The organism is Salinivirga sp., assembly GCF_055145285.1.
The window spans coordinates 1-20591 of record NZ_JBSRDC010000076.1; the positions used below are offsets into that span (position 1 = coordinate 1).

At 38.3% G+C, this 20591-nt stretch carries 15 protein-coding genes and 1 tRNA gene; 7 read left to right on the forward strand and 9 right to left on the reverse strand.

What is annotated here, in order from left to right:
- Window positions 1-5: 5 nt before the first annotated feature.
- A complete protein-coding gene (locus ACTB0Y_RS15970; protein ID WP_463207848.1) occupies window positions 6-152 on the forward strand; it encodes a T9SS type A sorting domain-containing protein in 147 nt (48 codons plus the stop codon).
- Window positions 153-247: 95 nt separating this feature from the next.
- Here the strand turns inward: ACTB0Y_RS15970 and ACTB0Y_RS15975 are convergent, their stop codons facing one another.
- The 4 genes from ACTB0Y_RS15975 to ACTB0Y_RS15990 all read right to left on the reverse strand — a co-directional run bounded on the left by ACTB0Y_RS15975 (window position 248) and on the right by ACTB0Y_RS15990 (window position 6408).
- The gene (locus ACTB0Y_RS15975) at window positions 248-2767 is read right to left on the reverse strand and encodes a TonB-dependent receptor plug domain-containing protein (protein WP_463207835.1); all 2520 of its coding nucleotides are present in this window, start codon (window positions 2765-2767) and stop codon (window positions 248-250) included.
- Window positions 2768-2841: 74 nt separating this feature from the next.
- Window positions 2842-3213: a hypothetical protein gene (locus ACTB0Y_RS15980; RefSeq protein WP_463207836.1), complete on the reverse strand. Its 372-nt coding sequence runs from the start codon at window positions 3211-3213 to the stop codon at window positions 2842-2844.
- A 234-nt stretch (window positions 3214-3447) separates the two neighbouring features.
- Window positions 3448-5976 (reverse strand): tetratricopeptide repeat protein, encoded by a 2529-nt coding sequence (locus ACTB0Y_RS15985; protein WP_463207837.1) that lies wholly within the window; start codon window positions 5974-5976, stop codon window positions 3448-3450.
- Window positions 5977-6216: 240 nt separating this feature from the next.
- A complete protein-coding gene (locus ACTB0Y_RS15990) occupies window positions 6217-6408 on the reverse strand; it encodes a hypothetical protein (protein WP_463207838.1) in 192 nt (63 codons plus the stop codon).
- A 108-nt stretch (window positions 6409-6516) separates the two neighbouring features.
- Here ACTB0Y_RS15990 and ACTB0Y_RS15995 point away from each other — a divergent pair, with 108 nt between their 5' ends.
- Genes ACTB0Y_RS15995 through thrS form a run of 3 tightly spaced genes read left to right on the forward strand, consistent with a single transcriptional unit; the run spans window position 6517 to window position 9802 of the window.
- On the forward strand, window positions 6517-7563 hold the full coding sequence (locus tag ACTB0Y_RS15995; RefSeq protein ID WP_463207839.1) for a nucleoid-associated protein: 1047 nt from the start codon (window positions 6517-6519) through the stop codon (window positions 7561-7563).
- Window positions 7564-7574: 11 nt separating this feature from the next.
- On the forward strand, window positions 7575-7859 hold the full coding sequence (locus ACTB0Y_RS16000) for a hypothetical protein (protein WP_463207840.1): 285 nt from the start codon (window positions 7575-7577) through the stop codon (window positions 7857-7859).
- Window positions 7860-7864: 5 nt separating this feature from the next.
- The gene (gene thrS, locus ACTB0Y_RS16005; RefSeq protein WP_463207841.1) at window positions 7865-9802 is read left to right on the forward strand and encodes a threonine--tRNA ligase; all 1938 of its coding nucleotides are present in this window, start codon (window positions 7865-7867) and stop codon (window positions 9800-9802) included.
- Window positions 9803-9906: 104 nt separating this feature from the next.
- Here the strand turns inward: thrS and ACTB0Y_RS16010 are convergent, their stop codons facing one another.
- Both ACTB0Y_RS16010 and ACTB0Y_RS16015 read right to left on the reverse strand, forming a co-directional pair.
- Window positions 9907-11367: a sodium:solute symporter gene (locus ACTB0Y_RS16010; protein WP_463207842.1), complete on the reverse strand. Its 1461-nt coding sequence runs from the start codon at window positions 11365-11367 to the stop codon at window positions 9907-9909.
- Window positions 11368-11876: 509 nt separating this feature from the next.
- A tRNA-Ser gene (locus tag ACTB0Y_RS16015) sits at window positions 11877-11961 on the reverse strand.
- Window positions 11962-12379: 418 nt separating this feature from the next.
- On the opposite strand from ACTB0Y_RS16015, the gene ACTB0Y_RS16020 reads away from it, so the two are divergent.
- Window positions 12380-14041, forward strand: a complete 1662-nt coding sequence (locus ACTB0Y_RS16020) for an AMP-binding protein (protein ID WP_463207849.1) — start codon at window positions 12380-12382, stop codon at window positions 14039-14041.
- Window positions 14042-14283: 242 nt separating this feature from the next.
- A complete protein-coding gene (locus ACTB0Y_RS16025; protein WP_463207843.1) occupies window positions 14284-15507 on the forward strand; it encodes a T9SS type A sorting domain-containing protein in 1224 nt (407 codons plus the stop codon).
- A 426-nt stretch (window positions 15508-15933) separates the two neighbouring features.
- Here the strand turns inward: ACTB0Y_RS16025 and metK are convergent, their stop codons facing one another.
- The 3 genes from metK to ACTB0Y_RS16040 all read right to left on the reverse strand — a co-directional run bounded on the left by metK (window position 15934) and on the right by ACTB0Y_RS16040 (window position 19680).
- Window positions 15934-17205 (reverse strand): methionine adenosyltransferase, encoded by a 1272-nt coding sequence (gene metK, locus ACTB0Y_RS16030; RefSeq protein WP_463207844.1) that lies wholly within the window; start codon window positions 17203-17205, stop codon window positions 15934-15936.
- Between the two features lie 70 nt (window positions 17206-17275).
- Window positions 17276-18700 carry an adenosylhomocysteinase gene (ahcY, locus tag ACTB0Y_RS16035; RefSeq protein WP_463207845.1) on the reverse strand — a complete coding sequence of 475 codons (1425 nt, stop codon included), beginning with the start codon at window positions 18698-18700 and terminating at the stop codon, window positions 17276-17278.
- A gap of 107 nt (window positions 18701-18807) precedes the next feature.
- Window positions 18808-19680 (reverse strand): methylenetetrahydrofolate reductase, encoded by an 873-nt coding sequence (locus ACTB0Y_RS16040; protein ID WP_463207846.1) that lies wholly within the window; start codon window positions 19678-19680, stop codon window positions 18808-18810.
- 247 nt (window positions 19681-19927) lie between these two features.
- Between ACTB0Y_RS16040 and ACTB0Y_RS16045 the strand changes: the two genes are divergently transcribed.
- Window positions 19928-20569, forward strand: a complete 642-nt coding sequence (locus ACTB0Y_RS16045) for a hypothetical protein (protein ID WP_463207847.1) — start codon at window positions 19928-19930, stop codon at window positions 20567-20569.
- Window positions 20570-20591 lie beyond the last annotated feature (22 nt).

Here is a 20591-nt window from a genome sequence, read left to right on the forward strand (position 1 = left end):
ACAGCATGAACGGACAACTCGTTAAAACTGCACAACTCGACTACAATGGTCAGGGATTTGAACTGGACGTTGCCGGTCAATCAGAAGGCATGTACATGTTGCAGATTGTAACAGATGATGAAATACACAATGAAAGAATAGTGATAAGATAGTCTGTTTATTAGCACCACTAAAAAACGCTCGCAGGCTTGCGGGCGTTTTTTTTATTGGGACATAAAATATGCAATAAAACTGCTGAATGTTGGAATTATATCGTGATTTTCACTCCCATAAAAAACGATCGAAGAGGCGGATATCCCGATGCTGCCGATATCCCGGTCATATCATTTCTGTAAATGATAAACTTATCCCATCCATTTACCGGGCGCTCATAGTCTATTTCCGGATTCAGCCCCGAAAAATTTGTTAGCGTAACTAAATTATTAACACCAAAATATACATTAACTAACCCATTCACATTCCAATGATCAAGATTCAATGTATAGCCTAGAACAATATTGTCGATACGTAAATACGAAGCATCCTCAAGAACAAAGTCCGAGCCCTTAGAATAAGTAAAGTTCGGGTAAAATTCAATACTTAATACATTACTGTTAGGAAAATATAACTCATTAAGTATTAACCGATCAGCATTATAAATATAGTTACCATGTACGTAGCGCATCGAAAATGACAAATTAAAATTATGGTAATGTAATTCATTTTGCCACCCCACCTGGTATTCAGGAAAAACAGAGGCTCTTGTCTTCCGGGCATCATAACGATTGGTGGTTATTCCTCCTTCATTATCATAATAATACACATCTAAACCTTCGGAATAAGCAAATTCAGACAAATTAAATGTATACAAGGCCTGGCCTTCATCAAATATCTGATCACCATATCTGGAATATGCAAGATTATGATGTGAGTTAAGCGTTTTTATACGATTATTATTAAGTTGATAATGAAATCCTGTATTCCATGTAAACTGTTCTTTTCTGAAAACCAACCATTTTAAATCAGCCTCTACGCCTTTATTAATTACGATATAATCATAGGGAATAAAACCCGGCCCAGACCCGTAATAAGAACTTACTTGAATAACAAGGTAATGTTTGTTGGATGTTGTACGTTTATAGAAATTAAAGTCAAGAGTTAATCTGTTTTTAAGTAAACCGGTTTTAAAAGAAAAAACATGCTCGCTAGTAGGATGAAAATTATCATGTAATGGTCTGACTCTTTGATTTGGTAATGGTTGACTAAATGCTTTTCCATAAAGATATTGAAATTCAAGTCTGCTAAACTTTTCAACTAAGGAATTAGTTACTAATTTCTTTAAATTCCACCCCAAAGAAACAGAATGGCTCCAATAATGCTTACGGTATTCATCAACATCATGCAGCGTGATATTATCATAGCGACTTATCCATCGAATCTTCAATCCTCTTTTATGAAAATAATTGACCTCACCAGATAAAGCATTGTTTCGTTGATTATGTAAATTACTGATATATGTATTAATGTCTTTATTAAACCTCGAACTCTGGTAACTATAGAAGATATTAGTTGTAAAAATTGAATGATCAGACCATGGAATCTCAAAGTTCAATTGACTGTTGAAAAAATATAACTTATCTATTCTTTCGCGGTAACTGGAAATTCGAGAATTCATTATGACAGCATTTTCCATGAAAAAGCTCTCATCTTTTTCAATTTCCTGCAAACCCGAATTAATAGAAAATGTTAATAATTCCGATAGATTATAGTCTAAGGCTACATTAATACGTTGACTTTTCCGCTTTTGTGTATTATGATAACTATTAATCAAAAATACAGGGTCATAACCGCCATAAAAACTGTAAGGATAAACAAAACTAAATTCATCAGCCGGCATATTTACCGGATTGGTCGGGATCCGGGTATAGGCTTGAAACAGAACCATTTCAGAATCAGTTTCTGAAATTCCTTTATATTTCAGGTCTGACAGAGTATAGCCTATGCTTAAATTCAGCTTGTCGTTGAATAAAGATTGATTAACGTAACTGTTGACGCCTATCTTTCTTTTCCCTGATTGAATCAGTAGACCCGGCTGATCTCTGAAATTAAAAGCCAACCGGTAACGCGTATTATTTATAGATTGGCTAACGGCAACATTTTGCTGATGTGTAACCACCTGCCTAAAAACCTCATCTTGCCAATCCGTTGATGCGCCTAAATCATCGAAAAATTCTTCAACCGGCATTTCCAGCATGTCGGCATAACTCTGAGCTTCTCTTCTGAATTCACTCGCAGTTAACAAATCGAGTCTTTCTGAAGGTTGATCAAATGAAATCATGCTATGATATGAAACTTGAAATGTATCCTTAATGAAATTACCAATAGTATTAATTTCGATAACACCATTTCCCCCATAAATACCATATTTCGATGTGGATGCTACATTTCTATGAATTTTCATTGATCGAATATGCTCAGGAAAAAGCCCATATGGATCAGCACCAGGAATACCATCTATCACATACAATGGTCTATTGTCCCAACCCCTTGACCCCATTCCACGAATCAAAACTGATTCGTGATTCATCGGGTGACCATCACCTTTTGTGACTGTCAAACCGGCTGCCCGTCCCTTAATTAAAAACATAGGATCAGTAATATTGCCTTGATTCATGGCGGTATCAGCTATTAAATACCCATCAAATGACTGAAAAGAGGTATCTGATGCATTTTGAGTAAATGCTGTTGTGGGAACAAATAGGATTAACAGGAAAATAACCTTATGCATAGCCTTTTATATTTATAAAAGCTGCTAAAATAACATAAGATAATAAATATAACAAACAATGTTTCGGTAAGTGTCTAAATGGATTTTAGCCACCTTTCGGCCGCTTCTTTAGTTGAAAAAACCTTGAAGTGATAATTGTCCAGCATAGCCAATTCCATATAAAAGACTGATAGTGCCGTGCTTTTGGTGTGATTCACGACAAAAGCATCATAAATGACATTGTATTTTTTCAGTGTTTGTGCCATTTCTTCCTTAACCTTAACCAAATCACGGGGTTGCAGAAAAAATTCTGCAGCAGTAGCATTTGTAAGTATTTTGAGCTTTTTGGGATATTGACTTCGACTCTCCTGTATGGTTACATGTTCCAGCAACTCCTCGAGGGTTATTTCACCTTTAAAATCAACATATAATATTCCTGTATCGTAATCAATTCGGGAGGTAATCATATATGGCATTCCTTTATTATCTGATAAAAATATTTACTTTTCATAATCCCATAAAGCGTTGATCTACCTATTTTCATGAAAATTATCTCACGTATTTCCAGCCTCCTCTGAAGATGAAAACAACTATTATAAACTATGAAACAATTAATTAAAAATAATACAAATAACACTAGATTACAAGTAATTTGTCCTGCTAATTAAAAACATTTTTATACAGTTTGGGTAAATGGGAACCTAAATACTGACAGATATTCCCAGCACTGTAATATCATCGACTTGCTCAAAATGCTCGCCATCGTGTTGCATCCATTTTTTCAACTCCTGCTCAAGGTAGGCACCCTGTTCAACCATAGAAAGATGCGAAGTTGATGCTATAAGCCGTTTAAAAGCTTTTTGCTTGTATTTTTTGCCTTTCGGTCCGCCAAACTGATCAGGGAAACCATCTGAAAACATATATAGCTTGTCGTTATTATGCAGCTGTAGTTCATGATTTTGAAATTTATCCATCCGTTCATATATGCCAATGGGCATTTTATCGGCTTTTATTACTTCAATTTTCGAAGCCATATCATCATAATCATCGTGGTCATCGGCCCTTACTATCCAAAGCGGATTATTGGCTCCTGCCCATGAAAAAGTTTGCTCTTTATGGTTAATGACCAATAAACTCATATCCATGCCATCTTTTTGTGTACCCTCCTTTCCGGTTTGGCTCAAAGATTTAACTACTTCTTTTCTTAACCTGCGCAAAATTACTCCTGGATGTGTTATATATTCTTTCATTACGATTTCGCGTAAAAATGAAATCCCAAGCAGGCTCATAAAAGCTCCCGGCACTCCATGTCCGGTGCAGTCAGCAGCGGTTATAACAGTGAAATCTTCAAGCTCGGTCCACCAGTAAAAATCGCCGCTTACCTTGTCTTTTGGCTTGAATAGAATAAAATTATCCAGTCCTTTTTGGGTGAGAAGATTTCTTTCAGGCAATATCGCCTGTTGTATACGCCTGGCATAATCTATACTTTGAGAAACTTCGAGATGGATATGTTCGATGTGCTCCTTTTGTTTCATCACCATATCGCGTTTGGTTTCAATTTCGTCACGCTGAGCTGTTATTTCTTCATTTTTTTGCTCCAGTTCAGCATTTTTATAGGAAATATCATCCCTTTGCGATTCTATTTCTTCCTTTTGTTCCTTAATCTCCTGATTTTGGCGGGCTAAAACATGATTCGCTTTGCGAATTCTGCTATATAGTCTGTATACAATAATGGAGAAAACCAAAATCAGGGCAAAAACAACAATAAATGAAATGATCAATATTCGCTGTTTTTGAATGGCCTCGTTTTGTTCTTGCATTTTTAATTTATCAACCAACTTCTCTTTATTCAGTAATTGTATTTCCTTTTCCTTTTGCTCAGTCTCATATTTTGTTTGTATATCAGTAATGTTCTGATGCGCCTCTTTACTGAATATGGAGTCTTTTAATACCGAATATTTATTATAATACTCGTAAGCTCTTTTATAATCACCCATTTCTTCAAAATTTAAGGCCATTGAGCTATAGGTCTCTTTTAAGTCGCTAAGACTATTTAATTCTTTTAAAAGCTCCAGGCCTGAAAAATAATATTCAAGCGCTTTGGGGTACTTTTTTAGGTCAGAATATGCATTACCCAGACTAATCAAAGAAGTTGCCACACCGCGTTGATCATCTATTTCGCGCCTTATCTCAAGCGACTTACGATAATACTTTATGGCTTTATCATGATCACCATTGCCCTGGTAAAATGATCCTATATTCAAATACGCTGTTCCAACAGATTGTTTTCGTCCGGCTTCTTTGGCTATGTTCAACGCTTTAACATAGTAGTCAAGTGCTTTACTTTTTTGGTTTGTTTTTTCATAAATGATAGCTATGTTGTTCAGAGAATTGGTCATATTGGGCAAATCACCCATCTTTTCATGCATGTCCAATGATTTTTTGTAGTACTCAAGTGCTTTCTCATAGTTTCCCCAATCATAATAAACCACTCCAATATTTAAAATTATGTGCGCCATGGTTCTCTGATCACCCCTTTCCCGGGCAAGCTTCATGGCTTCGCGGTATTTGGTCACAGCTTTTTCAAATTCGCCCCAGCTGTGATATACCAGCCCCATGTTGTGCAACGAACTTGTGATGGTAAATTGATCGTTAGCTATTTGAGCTATGTCGTATGATTGCTGAAAATAATCTAAAGCCTTTTCATAGCTGCTTACTGAAAGGTAAATGGCTCCAATACTGCCATAAACAGTGCATATTCCTGTTGAATCATTAATATTCTCATAAATCTCAAGCGCATTGTTCAAGTCTTCGAGGGCCTGCTGATAGTTCGACATATCAGTTTCAATTATTCCAATATTAGACAGCAATCCGGCCTCTTCCTTCTTCATGCCCAATTTTTTATAAATACTCATAGAATGCTTAAAGTCCGACAGAGCACTGTCGATTTGGCTCTGATAATAAAAAGCTACACCTCTTTTTTTCAGGGCTTTTGCCTCTTTTACTTCATTGCCCAGGTTTTTTGACAAACTCAAAGCTTCATTGACATAAAGCAAACTGGTATCTATATTAATACTAAGATAAAGCGAACCCAGCTCAAGTAAAGCATCAAGTTTTTCTATTTTAGTACCCTTGTCTAAAACAGATTGGAGACTATCTGTTTTTGTTTGACCAAACATAGCAAACTGCATCAGGCAAACCACTGATAAACCAAAAATAATTTTATGCATAAATGTTAGCTTAAGTAAACGAAAAGCACATGCTAAGCACGAGGTAGTATTGCAAGAGCTTGTTTGGAGCCCATATTCTTCTCACCTTCAATTTACTAAATAAATTAGAAATAGTGAGAGCACATTATAAATTTAACATTTCAAAAACAGGCTTACTATTTGCGAGTATAAATTTGGTGAACAAAACAAACCTTGCACCTGGGAAGTGCAAGGAATGTTTAATCAGGGTCGCAAAAGGTATCAGGCGGGATTCTTTATGAATAAATATTTTATGCGCGTTTTATACAATTCAGGGTATTTATCTTTCAGCCAATGTTGCAAATTTTCTATTTCTTGTTCCGAAAGCCATTGGAACGATTTCTGCACTTCTTTTAAAAATAAAACCGGCTCATTATGAAGTGCTTCCAGTATATGTTTTTGATGATTAAGCATTTTTAAACTTGTTTTAAACAAATATACAATGAAAAGAATAGTGAAAGACAGAGTAATTTTACCTGAATTAAACCAATATCTTTTTTAAATTAGCGGAAATTTTTGCCTATGTTCGACTTTAGTGAAGTATCGCTGAAAAACATTATAATACACAAGGTTGGTTCCAATCAGGAAGAGCACTCCCTGGAGCTATCAGAAGCTGTGTTGCCAGAGCTTGATGATGATATTGAGCAGGTTTTGGTCGATTTCTTTCTACGGCCATTTAAGCCTGATGCTTATTACCATTTTGAGCACGAAAACGGACTTGAGTTTCATGAAATGTTTCAGCACACACAGAAACTTTTTTCAGACCCAAATACCTTTGCAGGGCAATCGCAATACATAGCCAAACACCTGCATTTAGTATCGACCCATCCCAATATTAAGCAGGGAGAAGTCTATATTGTACATTTTGCCGGTTGTGTGGTCGATGATGAAATTACCGATGCCATTGGCATTTTTAAAAGTGAAAACAAAGACACTTTTTTGAAGGTTGTGCAACAAAACAACCACTATGGTGTTGATATGCAAACAGGTATCAATATAAAAAAATTAGATAAAGGTTGTCTGATTTTCAACACCGAAGAAGAAGATGGCTATAAAATCAGTATTGTAGATAAAACAAACCAATCGGGTGAAGCCCAATATTGGACAAATGATTTTTTGAAGGTTAATTTTCGCGAAGATGAATTTTACGATACAAAGAATTATATTGATCTTTGCAAAGCATTTAGCGATGGTGTATTAACTGAAGAGAATAATTTCAATACCCCCGATCAGTTAAATTTCATGAAACGGTCGCAGGAGTATTTTGAAAACCACGATAAATTTGAGGAACAAAATTTTGAAGATGAAGTAATACACGAACCCGATATAATAGATGCTTTTAAGGACTTTAAGGATGAATTTAAAGAACAATACGAAACAGAGCCGAACAGTGATTTCAATATATCAAAACCAGCCCTGAAAAAGCAAAAAAAGTATTTCAGGCCTGTAATAAAACTCGACAAGAACTTTCATCTTTATGTACATGGGAAGCCTGAAAATATGGAAAAAGGATTTGACGACATAAGAAGAATGAATTATTATAAGCTTTATTTTAACGAGGAAAACTAAAATTTAGAATTATGGCAAGTATCAGAGAATTAAAAAAAGACATTCATTACATAACGAACGAGTTAATAATTGAATGTTTGGTTGCAGATGTAATGTACAAAGGTAAACATGAATCAAAATTGACGGACCTTGCCACGAAGCTGTTAACAAAAAAGAAAGAACTACTTAGCAGAATAAATGAATACAGGCGCATCAAAAATGAAACGAATGCTAAAACATATTTTAAAAGCATTCAAAACGAATTACACAACCTTGTGAAAGAAACCCTTGATGAGGTTCAAAAACTTGAAAAATAATTTTTATGATTGAAATAACACTACCTGATAATAGTAAAAAGAAATATGAACCCGGCGTTACCGGATTAGACATTGCAAGAGATATCAGCCCAAGGCTGGCCAAAGAAGTGCTTAGCATAACTGTAAATGATGAACTTTGGGACATTAACCGTCCGATTAAAGAAGATGCCAGCATAAAACTTCACAAATGGGAAGATGACGAAGGAAAACATGCCTTTTGGCACTCTTCAGCCCACTTGCTGGCAGAAGCTGTTGAACAGCTTTATCCGGGAGTAAAATTCGGTATAGGACCAGCAATTGAGCAAGGTTTTTATTACGACATTGACCTTGGCGACCGGCAACTGACAGATGCAGACTTCAAGAAAATTGAGGACAAAATGTTGGAACTCGCAAGGCAAAAAGAAGAATATCACCGTTCAGATATCCCCAAAAACGAAGCGCTGGAGTATTACCAAAAAAAGGGTGATGAATACAAAGTAGAGCTAATCAATGATCTGGAAGACGGCACCATTACCTTTTACCAACAGGGAAATTTCACTGATTTGTGCCGTGGCCCTCACCTACCCGACACTTCACCTATAAAAGCCATTAAAATCACCAGCGTTGCAGGTGCTTATTGGCGTGGCGATGAGAAGCGCAAGCAGCTTACACGCCTTTATGGCATCACTTTCCCGAAAAAGAAAATGCTGGACGAGTACCTTGAGATGCTCGAGGAAGCAAAAAAGCGCGATCACCGTAAGCTGGGTAAAGAACTTGAACTTTTCACATTCTCGCAGCGTGTTGGTCAGGGATTGCCATTATGGCTGCCCAAAGGCGCACAATTGCGTGAGCGCCTCGAAAACTTCCTGAAAAAGGTGCAGCGGGATTATGGCTACGAGCAGGTTATTTCTCCCCATATCGGACAAAAAGATTTATACGTAACTTCAGGGCACTATGCCAAATATGGACAGGATTCGTTTCAACCCATACATACACCTGAAGAAGGAGAAGAATATTTGCTAAAACCTATGAATTGCCCGCACCATTGCGAAATGTATAAAGCTTCGCCCAAATCCTACAAAGATTTGCCCATTCGACTGGCCGAGTTTGGAACAGTTTACCGCTATGAGCAATCAGGTGAGCTGCATGGTTTAACCCGTGTACGTGGCTTTACACAGGACGATGCACACATTTTTTGCCGTCCCGATCAACTGAAAGAGGAGTTTATAAAGGTTATTGACATCATACTTTATATCTTTAAAACACTCGATTTCAAAGATTACGTGGCGCAGGTTTCATTGCGCGACAAGAAAGACCATTCCAAATATATTGGAAGTGATGAAAACTGGGAAAAAGCCGAAAAAGCCATTATTGAAGCTGCCGATGAAAAGGGCATGAACTACGAGGTGGAATACAACGAAGCTGCGTTTTATGGTCCCAAACTCGACTTTATGGTTCGTGACGCAATTGGCCGCAAATGGCAATTAGGAACCATCCAGGTAGATTACAACCTGCCTGAACGTTTTGAACTGGAATATATCGGAAGCGATGATAACCGGCACCGCCCGATAATGATTCACCGTGCGCCCTTTGGCTCTATGGAACGTTTCGTAGCAGTGCTACTGGAACACACCGGCGGCAAATTCCCACTTTGGCTCACACCGGAGCAGGCTGTAATACTCCCGATAAGCGAAAAATTTAACGATTACGCAAGGGATGTCAAAGCAAAACTCGCAGCCCGCGATGTACGCGTATCTGTGGATGAACGCAACGAAAAAATCGGCCGTAAAATTCGCGACAATGAGCTAAAACGCACACCCTACCTGCTTATCGTTGGTGAAAAAGAAATGACCGAAGGAAAAGTTGCTCTCAGAAAACAAGGCGAAGGAGATCAGGGACAGATGTCCATTGATGAATTTGCTACATTTATAGAACAAGAAGTAGCTAACGAAACATCTAAATAGGCTCTGCTGAAAAACACGAAATATGCTAATAATGAATATCATACAGCAGAACCTAAATAAACAGAAATAGAATTGTATTGAGGGTTGTTCCTTTGGAGCAACCCTTATTTTTTGCCCATAGCCGAGATACCAAGCCCCAAAAACACGATGGCGCCGTTAATTATCAATAATTCAAATCCGAATTGAAACCCATTGAACCAGGCCTCTGAATAGCTGTTCAGGACATAGCAAATTATGGGTGAAGCAACAGCAATATAGGGAATCCATTTTTCCCGGGGTTGATATTTTGTAAACAATCCGAAGGCAAACAATCCCAACAATGGACCATACGTATACCCGGCAACCGTAAATATGGCACTTATCACACTTTCATCTGAAATAAGCTGGAAAATAATAATTACAATGGCAAGCAACGCAGAAATACTCAAATGCACCCAACGCCGTGTGCGAAGTGCAGTGGCCGAATTCAAATCTTTATGATTATAGCCCAGTATATCAACCGTAAATGTTGTGGTTAAAGCGGTCAAAGCAGAATCGGCACTGGAATAGGCCGCTGCTACCAAACCAAGAATGAACATTATGGCGACAAATAGCGGCAATTCGCCATGCGAAATAACCAACGGAAAAATTTCATCGCCACGCGCTGGTATACTCAAGCCAAGTGAGGCTGCATAAGAATACAGCATTACCCCCAGGGTAAGAAACATAATGTTGACCGGGACAAAAGCAATCCCGTACGACAACATGTTTTTCTGGGCATCTTTAAGATTGCGGCAACTTAGGTTTTTCTGCATCATATCCTGGTCCAGACCCGTCATCACAATTGTAATAAACATACCAGAAAAAAATTGCTTAATAAAATGGTTCGGGCTGTTCCAATCATCAAAGAAAAACACACGACTGTATTCTGAATTCGCAACAAAATCCCATAAACTCTGCTCAGCCAACTGGTTATAAATTATCACAATAGTTACAATGGCAGATAAAAACATAAATGTGGTTTGCAACACATCTGTCCAGATAATGGTTTTTATGCCACCGCGGTTGGTATAAATCCATATAAGCAAAATAGTGATTAGCACAGTAACCGGGAAAGGAATACCCAGGGGATCGAAAACCATCACTTGCATTACGGTTGCCACAATAAACAACCTGAAAGAAGCACCTATAACCCTGGAAATAAAAAAGAACCATGCTCCTGTTTTTTGACTAAAAGAACCAAACCGATGTTCCAGATAAGTATATATTGAGGTCAGCTTTAAGTTGTAATAAACAGGTAAAAGCACAAATGCGATAACAGCATATCCAGCTACATAACCCATTACCATTTGCAGATAGCTAAATTGTGTATCCTGCACCCATCCGGGAACAGAAATGAAAGTTACACCCGACAGCGATGCACCCAACATCCCAAATGCAACAACAAACCAGGGCGATTGGCGATTTCCCAGATAAAAACCAAGATTGTTTCCCTTACTGCTGGTAAGCCGTGAGATAACCATTAAAATACCGAAATAGGCAAGAATAGCAATTATTATATAAACAGGATTGAGCGCTTCATTCATATGTTTATTTTTAATTTTCAATGGTCGAATAGCCTGCCCCGCCGAAGGCGGGGGAACCTCCTTTTTCCTGACAACAAGCCTTTTACCTTTACTCCTCCGAATAATCATGCGCAGCCTTGCTCCGCCGAAGCTATGCGAAGGCGAAGCCTTGCTCCGACGAAGCTACGCGAAGGCGAAGCCTTGCTCCGCCGAAGCTATGCGAAGGCGACGTGTGTTAAAAGCTTTATCATGGAGGTTTCATCTGTTTAGATTTTTTTAATTTCTGAAATGCATCCACGAACCGCAAGCGGTTTCATAATCTTTATATAAAACCACCAAAGATAATGGTTTGATGAAAATTTTAATAAGCCAAACCCATGATATATTAAAAAAAGCTGTTTTAGCAAACGAGCAGCGTATTTAGGGCTCCGTATAGGCACTTGAAATTAGTCTTATAGACGATCCACAGCGGTGTAACTCACAATAAACCAAAAAAAGGAGCACCTGTTGGTACTCCTTTTATCTCTTTGCGGAGAGAGAGGGATTCGAACCCCCGGACCTTTGACAGTCAACGGTTTTCAAGACCGCCGCATTCGACCACTCTGCCATCTCTCCCAAATGCGGTTGCAAATGTAGTGTATTTATCTTTTTTACCAAAAATGTATGCGTAAAAAAATGAACTTTTTTTGTGCCAACAATGGTAACAAACATATTTTCATTTATTTATATAATTGGGTTCAATTTGATTGTGTAAATAGATTGTATTTAATGGGTAAAATACCTATTTTTCGTACTTGCTAAAATAAAAACAGCCAATTCCAGCTTTAAATTTTGTTTATTTTAAACGAATTTATATATCCACATGTGTGAATTTTTGTTTTTTCGACACGCTTAGTCCATCCAAAAAACTGGCTTATAAACAGTTAACATCAAGTTTCATTTTTTGGAACTGATTTTGATAATATAAACACCTTTTGTGAACCACTTTTAAGGCAACCAAAAGTTAATTAGTTTAACGAAAGTATGACGTATGATCAAAGAAAACTTTGTAGCGTATATCGCTGACAGTATTAAAGAACACTGGGAATACCCGGCACTTTCAGATTATAAAGGTAAAGATTACACCTATGGTGATACAGGTCGCCAAATAAAATGGTTACATAAATTATTCGATGAAACAGGAATTAAAAAGGGTGATAAAATTGCACTTCTTGGAAAAAACTCCGCTCATTGGGGAATGGTATACCTCGCCACTGTAAGCTATGGTGCAGTAATCGTACCTATTTTACCAGATTTTCATGCCAATGATATCCACCATATTGTAAACCACTCTGATTCAAAGCTGCTATTTGTAGGCGAAATGCTTTGGGAACAGGTTGATGAAAGTTGTATGGATAGCTTAAAAGGTATAGTTGCTCTGGAGGACTTCACTGCATTATGCAGTAAGCCTGAATGCCACCTTGTCCATGCCATCAATAAAACCAATGATGGTTTTAAAAAGCAATACAAGAATGGATTTTCGAAGGAAGATTTTAAAATCGAACCTGTATCAAACGATGAAATTGGAATTATAAACTATACGAGTGGTACCACCGGATTTTCTAAAGGAGTGGTATTAAAAAACAACGCTCTGGCGGCCAATGTCAGGTATGCCCGCCACAATCTACCCCTTAATACAGGAGAAAAAATCGTATCTATATTACCATTGGCGCATACTTATGGTTGTGCATTTGAGTTTTTGTGGCCATTTTCTATGGGTTCCCATATTAACTTTTTAACCCGCACGCCCTCTCCCAAAATTATAGTACAAGCCTTTCAAACCATAAAACCTTCAGTAGTTATTGCTGTACCACTAATTATTGAGAAAATATATAAAAAACAAATCAAGCCGGCACTGGACAAAAAGCTGTTAAAAATATTAACATCATTACCATTGGTAGACAAACCAATTTATCAGAAAATAAATAAAAAACTCACTGATGTATTTGGTGGTAACTTCAGGGAAATAGTTATTGGCGGTGCTCCATTAAGTGAAGATGTGGAAACATTTCTCAGAAAAATCAAATTTAAGTACGCAGTTGGTTATGGCATGACAGAATGCGGACCATTGATAAGCTACATAGGATGGGAAAATACAAAATACCGATCGGCCGGAAAACTGGTTGACACACTGGAAATAAAGATAGATGATGAAAAAGGCAATGAAGGAGTGGGTGAAATTTTGGTCAGAGGTGAAAACGTGATGGAAGGCTACTACAAAAACCCCGAAGCCACAGCACATTCTATTGATAAAGATGGTTGGTTACATACCGGCGATTTAGGTATGGTAGATGAAGAAGGTTATGTTTTTATTAACGGCCGTAGTAAGTCCCTCATCTTAGGGCCATCGGGCGAAAATATCTATCCGGAAGAAATCGAATCTAAAATCAACAATCTACCACATGTAATGGAATCGCTTGTGCTATCCGACAACACTAAACTTGTTGCGCTTATTTATCCTGATTATGAAGCTGTTGATAAACAGGGAATTCGAATGAATCAGCTTCCTGATTTACTGGAAGAAGGGCGCACTGAAATTAATGAAGAACTACCTAAATTTAAACAAGTAACTCGTTTTAAACTGTATCCGCACGAATTTGAAAAAACACCAAAGAAAAGTATCAAAAGGTTTTTATATGCAATAGATGAAAATTAATTTCAACTCTATTATTTAAACAATTATTGCCATTACTTGTTTCTTTAGTTAATTAAGAAGGATAGTATAAGATAATTTACAATCATGACTGAAGATTATGCCGGTTAATAAAGAATACACAACATAGCGCAATCGTTTGCATTTAATTATCGGCAGGAAAGCAGGGTATAATTTGGAATCATTGATTTAAAACCTTATATTTGTTTTTAATACTTTATTGTTAAATCTAAAACTTAATACTTATGAAGAAAATTTTTACGTTATTAGTCCTTTTTGCCTTAGTTGGTAATATTTACGGACAAAGAAAAGCAGAAATGGTCAAAAAATATGACCAGGTAGAAATGACCAAAGCAGACACCTTAATGCCTGCCAGTTTTGCTAGCGGAACACCTGCACTTTACACAGCAGATGGTGGTGGTTATGTCGTTGGAAATAATAGCTATGGCGACGTCGCCAAAGCTCAGGAATATGCATTTACAAACTTCTCACTTTCAAGTGTAGCCTTCTGGTTTGGAGCAAAAGAAATTGCAACTGAAGCAGACACGGTAATTTTAAATGTATATGATATGGATGGAACCGGAACTGATGCTACAGGACAAGTTGCAGGACCTGGAACAGTAGTTAGCACAGTTGAATTTTTAACAGATGCAATTGACACAGCTGGTGGATACACTGTTATTGACTTAGTGGAACCTATTGCTCTTGATGGTAATTATGCTATCGGTTTCGACATGAGTAAAATGGTCAATGACACCATCGGTTTAATCAGTACATCTGACGGAGATGCAACCACAGAACTTTCTTGGGAACAGTGGGGCGATGGTAGTTGGTATACATTCGTAGCTAGTTGGCCATTAGCATTTGATTTGGGTATATTCCCAATCGGAGAAGCAATTCCTACATATGACGTTACATTTAACGTTGATATGCGCCCGGCTATTGATTCAGGTCTTTATGTTATTGGAACTGATAGCGTTGTAAGCATTACTGGAACAATGACAGGATGGACAGAGCCTATTGCAGGCCCAGAATATATCATGGAAGATGCTGACAATGACTCAATTTACACAGTAACACTTTCATTAACCGAAGGAGACCATGAATACAAATACTTCAAAAATGAAGGTTGGAGCAATGGCGAATGGGAAGGCGGAGACAACCGTATGGTAACAATAGCTTCTGATACTACATTTAATGATGTTTGGGGAGTTCAACCAGTAGGAATTCTGGACAGACCTGCAGCTATTGAAATGAACATCTATCCTAACCCATCTAATGGAATTATTCAGGTTGAAGCTCAAGGTGCCAATAAAGTAACTGTAATTAGCGCTATTGGTCAGGTTATTAGCTCAACAGAAATTCAGAATCAAGGTACAATTAACCTTTCTGATCAGCCTAGCGGTGTTTATTTTGTGCGCGTTCAAAACGGCAACAGAATGGGCGTTCGCAGAGTTGTAATTGAGTAATTCAATTTATCGAAATAAAGCTAAGTCCCCAGTTTCCCTGGGGACTTTTTTTATGTCTGCCACAACAGTTTATAACATACATAACCAGTAGCTCTGGTTGCATAAAAAGCAATGTTAAAATACTGACCTTCTCATGATGCAAACCAACCTACCCGTTTTTTTATAATCTAATCGGCACCTTTGTTCCTTTATTAATTCATCGCTGATTTGGTGGTTGGTTTATGTCTGTTTTAATTTACCTCAATCATAAACACATAAACAAAACTCCCGCGTTGATTAAAGCAAATAATACACAAACATTTCCGCTTATTCTTAGGTGTACTGAACATTCAATAAGCAGATTGTTGTTGATGGGTTATTACCGTAATTTCACAAAAAAAAGCCCAACCGAAGGCTGAGCTTTGAATTATTTAGGGAAGTTGTCAACTACAGTTTAAAAGCCTTTTTAATCTCATCTACATAATCGAGTTTCTCCCAGGTAAAAGTTTCTATCTCTTTTTTGTCACCATTGATGCGTATGACTTTTTTGCCGGGTGTGCGACCCATATGGCCGTAGGCAGCTGTTTCTTCAAATATTGGATTTTTTAACCCAAAACGTTTAATAATGGCATGTGGTCTGAGGTCAAAAATGGTTTTGATTTTTTCTGCAACTTCTGCATTGGACAAATCAACTTTTGAACGCTTAAGTTCCACATATACACCCACAGGCTCAGCTACACCGATGGCATAGGCCAACTGTACCAGAGCTTCTTCAGCCACGCCTGCAGCTACAATATTTTTAGCAATATGGCGAGTGGCATAAGCTGCCGAGCGATCTACTTTTGAAGCATCTTTACCGGAAAATGCGCCACCACCGTGAGCACCCCGGCCACCATAGGTATCTACTATAATTTTACGGCCTGTAAGACCGGTATCGCCGTGCGGTCCGCCAATTACGAATTTACCTGTAGGGTTCACAAGCAAACGGAATTCAGTATCAAAATACTTTTGAATTTCTGGCGGGTAAGTTTTGGCAACCTGCGGAATCAGAATATTGCGAATGTCTGTTTCGATACGCGAAAGCATCTGATTATCTGCTCTTTTCTGAGCATCTTCAGTATTGGCATCGGCTTTTACAAACTCATCGTGCTGTGTTGAAACTACAATGGTATCAATACCCAGCGGTTTTCCGTCATCATCGTATTTGAAGGTTACCTGCGATTTTGAATCCGGGCGCAGATAGGGCATTTTACCACAATTGCGACGAATATCGGCCAGCTCTTCAACCAAACGGTGGGCAATATCAACGGGTAAAGGCATGTATTGCTCAGTTTCGTTTGTAGCAAAGCCAAACATCATTCCCTGGTCTCCGGCACCCTGCTCATCTTCTTTCTCACGATCAACACCCTGATTGATATCTGGCGATTGTTCATGAATAGAAGAAATAACGCCACACGAATCGGCATCGAAGCGGTAATCAGGTTTAGTATAACCAATGCGGCGCACCACATCTCTGGCTATTTCCTGTACATCTACATAAGCTTCGGTTTTCACTTCTCCCCCAACCATTACTAAACCTGTGGTTACAAAGGTTTCGCATGCGCATTTTGAGTCAGGGTCTTGTTTTAAAATTTCATCCAGAATGGCATCAGATATCTGATCGGCCACTTTATCGGGGTGTCCTTCTGATACGGACTCAGATGTAAATAAATAAGGCATAACTTCAAATAATTACTGTTAATGATAAAAGGCCCATACATTATGGTTAAATGTATGAGCCCTGTTTTTTTTAATATCTGTAGTGATCGGGTTTGTACGGACCATCTTTAGGTACGCCAATATATTCAGCCTGATCTCCTTTTAATTCAGTTAAATTTACCCCCAGATGCTTCAAGTGTGCTTTAGCCACTTCTTCATCGAGTTTTTTAGGAAGTCGGTAAACTTTATTTTCGTGTTCTTTCTCCCATAATTCAATTTGAGCCATCACCTGGTTGGCAAATGAGTTACTCATCACAAATGAGCTGTGTCCTGTGGCGCAACCAAGGTTCACCAAACGACCACCTGCAAGCAGGATGATGGAATGCCCATCAGGGAAGATATATTCATCGACCTGGGGTTTGATATTGCGTTTTTTAACGTCTTTACGTGCTTCGAGTTTTTCCACTTCAATTTCATTGTCAAAGTGGCCAATATTACACACAATGGCTTTATCTTTCATGTTTTCCATGTGCTCAACAGTAATAACTGCTTTGTTTCCTGTTGCTGTAACATAAATATCGGCTGTTGGAAGCATATCCTCAACGGTTTTTACTTCATGCCCTTCCATGGCAGCTTGCAAAGCACAAATCGGATCTACTTCAGTTACAGAAATTTTTGAGCCATAGGCGGCTAAACCTTCGGCGCAACCTTTACCAACACCGCCAAAACCACAAACAACTGAGGTTTTTCCTGCAATCATTACATCAGTGGCACGTTTAATACCATCGATCAATGATTCACGGTTACCGTAAGTGTTATCAAATTTTGATTTGGTTACAGAGTCGTTTACATTGATAGCGGGGAACATAAGTGTTCCATCATTTTCGCGTTGGTACAAACGATGTACACCTGTAGTGGTTTCTTCTGAGGCACCTTTGAAATCTTTTAGCATTTCGGTGAAAAAAGCATTATTTTCTGCAACCATAGTTTTCAACCGGTTCACTAAGGCAACCTCATCTCCTGCCTCAGGAGTATAATCCAGTGTTGATGGTTCTCTTTCAGCATCGGCACCTTTCATAATCATCAGTGAAGCATCACCACCATCGTCTACTACGAGGTTTGGACCTTTTCCACCGGGAAAATTAAGTGCCTGTGCTGTGCACCACCAATACTCATCAAGGGTTTCACCTTTCCATGCATAAACGGGGACACCTGTTTGAGCAATAGCGGCGGCAGCTTCATCCTGTGTGCTGTATATATTGCAGCTGGCCCAGCGCACATCTGCGCCAAGTGCAGTAAGTGTTTCAATTAACACGGCCGTTTGAACAGTCATGTGCAATGAACCCATAATACGGGCGCCCTTCAAAGGCTTATCTTTTCCAAATCTCTCTCTGAGCTCAATCATACCAGGCATTTCATGCTCTGCCAGCTCAATTTGCATACGTCCCTCAGCCGCTAATCCTATATCTTTAACTTTATATTTCAAATCAGCGTTAATAGGTTCAAGGTTACTCATGATATCTTAAATTTTATAATGATTAACAAATAAAAAGGGTACAAAAATAATCAAATCTTGTCAAAATAATCCATTACACCTGCAATAAACTTACCAAACGGTTATTATTACTTATAAATTTCCGGGATATGGTTGTACAATTCTATGGCTGCTCTTGACTTGTTTAAAGTGAACACGTGTATACCCGGTGCTCCTTTTTCCAAAAGCAGAACGCTTTGTTGCTTTGCAATGTTTAACCCTTCTTTATAAACTTTTTCAGGATGGGTCTTAATTTCTTCCATTACATTGGCTATTCTATCTGGAATTTTGGCACCACTGATCTCAGCAAAACGTTTTATCTGTGTAAAACTTGTAATGGGAATAATCCCCGGAATAACGCGTGTTTTTATACCTCTTTTGAGCACCTTGTCCATGAACTCCCAGTAAAAAAGATTATCGAAAAACATTTGTGTAATCAGAAAATCGGCTCCCGCATCAACCTTTTTCTGTAAATTATCAAGGTCTTCATCCATGCACGATGCTTCAATATGCTTTTCGGGATATGCAGCAGCTCCAATGGAAAAATCAAAATTTTGCTTCACAAAGCTTATCAGGTCAGAAGCATGATTAAACCCATCTGCATTTTGCGGAAAACTTTCGCTTCCTTTTGGTGGGTCGCCCCTTAGTAGCATTACATTTTCCACGCCCATATCTTGCAAGGCTCGCATATCGGCTGCTATTTTTTCCTTTGTGGCTCCTATTACGGTATAATGCGCCATGCACGTGAATCCCAATTCATTCTGAAAGAAATTGACCAGATCAAAAGTATGGTCATGCGAAGAGCCCCCTGCACCATAAGTAATAGATACAAAGGATGGATTTATATTCATGAGCTGACCCGCATTAATACCAAACTTCACTGCCGTTAAGTAATCTTTGGGCGGAAAAAACTCAAAGGAAAATAGACGTTTTTGCTTCTCAAACAGATTAATTATCTTCATAAGTGGGTACAAAATTAAAAAACTTCTATAAAGTGATGCAATTACATAACTTATTAAATGTTTATGACTGACAAATGTTTTTTTGTAAGTGATGCCAGATTAGCGTAAATTTGTATTGAGATTATTTTAGGTGTATAAAACACCTGCCTACTTACTGCTACCCAACCTTACTGAAACTCAACCATACCTGGGTTTACTACCCCTGTATGCCTCATTGCACTGGTTCCTAGTCATCAAAACATTTACCATGAAAAAATTCTATGTCATAATTGTCATATCCATGGCGACTATCTTTACATCCTATGCCCAGGATCGTTTTGATTTCACGCTACAAACCGGTTATGCGCTCTCCCAGAACGTATCAGGTAGTTTAGATTATGAGATGCAGGCCGGTGTTCCCCCTGTATTTTTAGAAACCCACTGGTATTTTTTACCGGGTCCAGTTTTAAACAACCTCGGTATTGGCGCAGGGTTTGGCTTTCATCACATGAAAACAGAAGACCCTGATATTGCCTGGCTCTGGACCTATGGTAGTGATGCCAGCGGTGCGCTGTTCTATTGGCCTGTTTACACAAGTTTTAAATACCGGATACCTGTAAACACCAGCTTTATCCCATATTTTAAATTCGACACAGGTTACACGTTTTTCGATGCAGAAGAATCTATTATGTGGCCCGACGACCGGGATGCCGACTCTTATGTTTGGGGAGGTGCTTACATTGGGCTGAGTGCCGGTATAACCCTGGCCCGCATTATCAATATTGAGTTGAATTACAATATTCTAAACTCAGCAATAGGTACCGATTACCGTTATAGTGGTTATTGGCAATACTGGGAAGAGGAATATACGGCAAAGGTTTTCTCAATCACGGCAGGAATTTGCCTGTAATACAAATAACCCCGGCGATCTG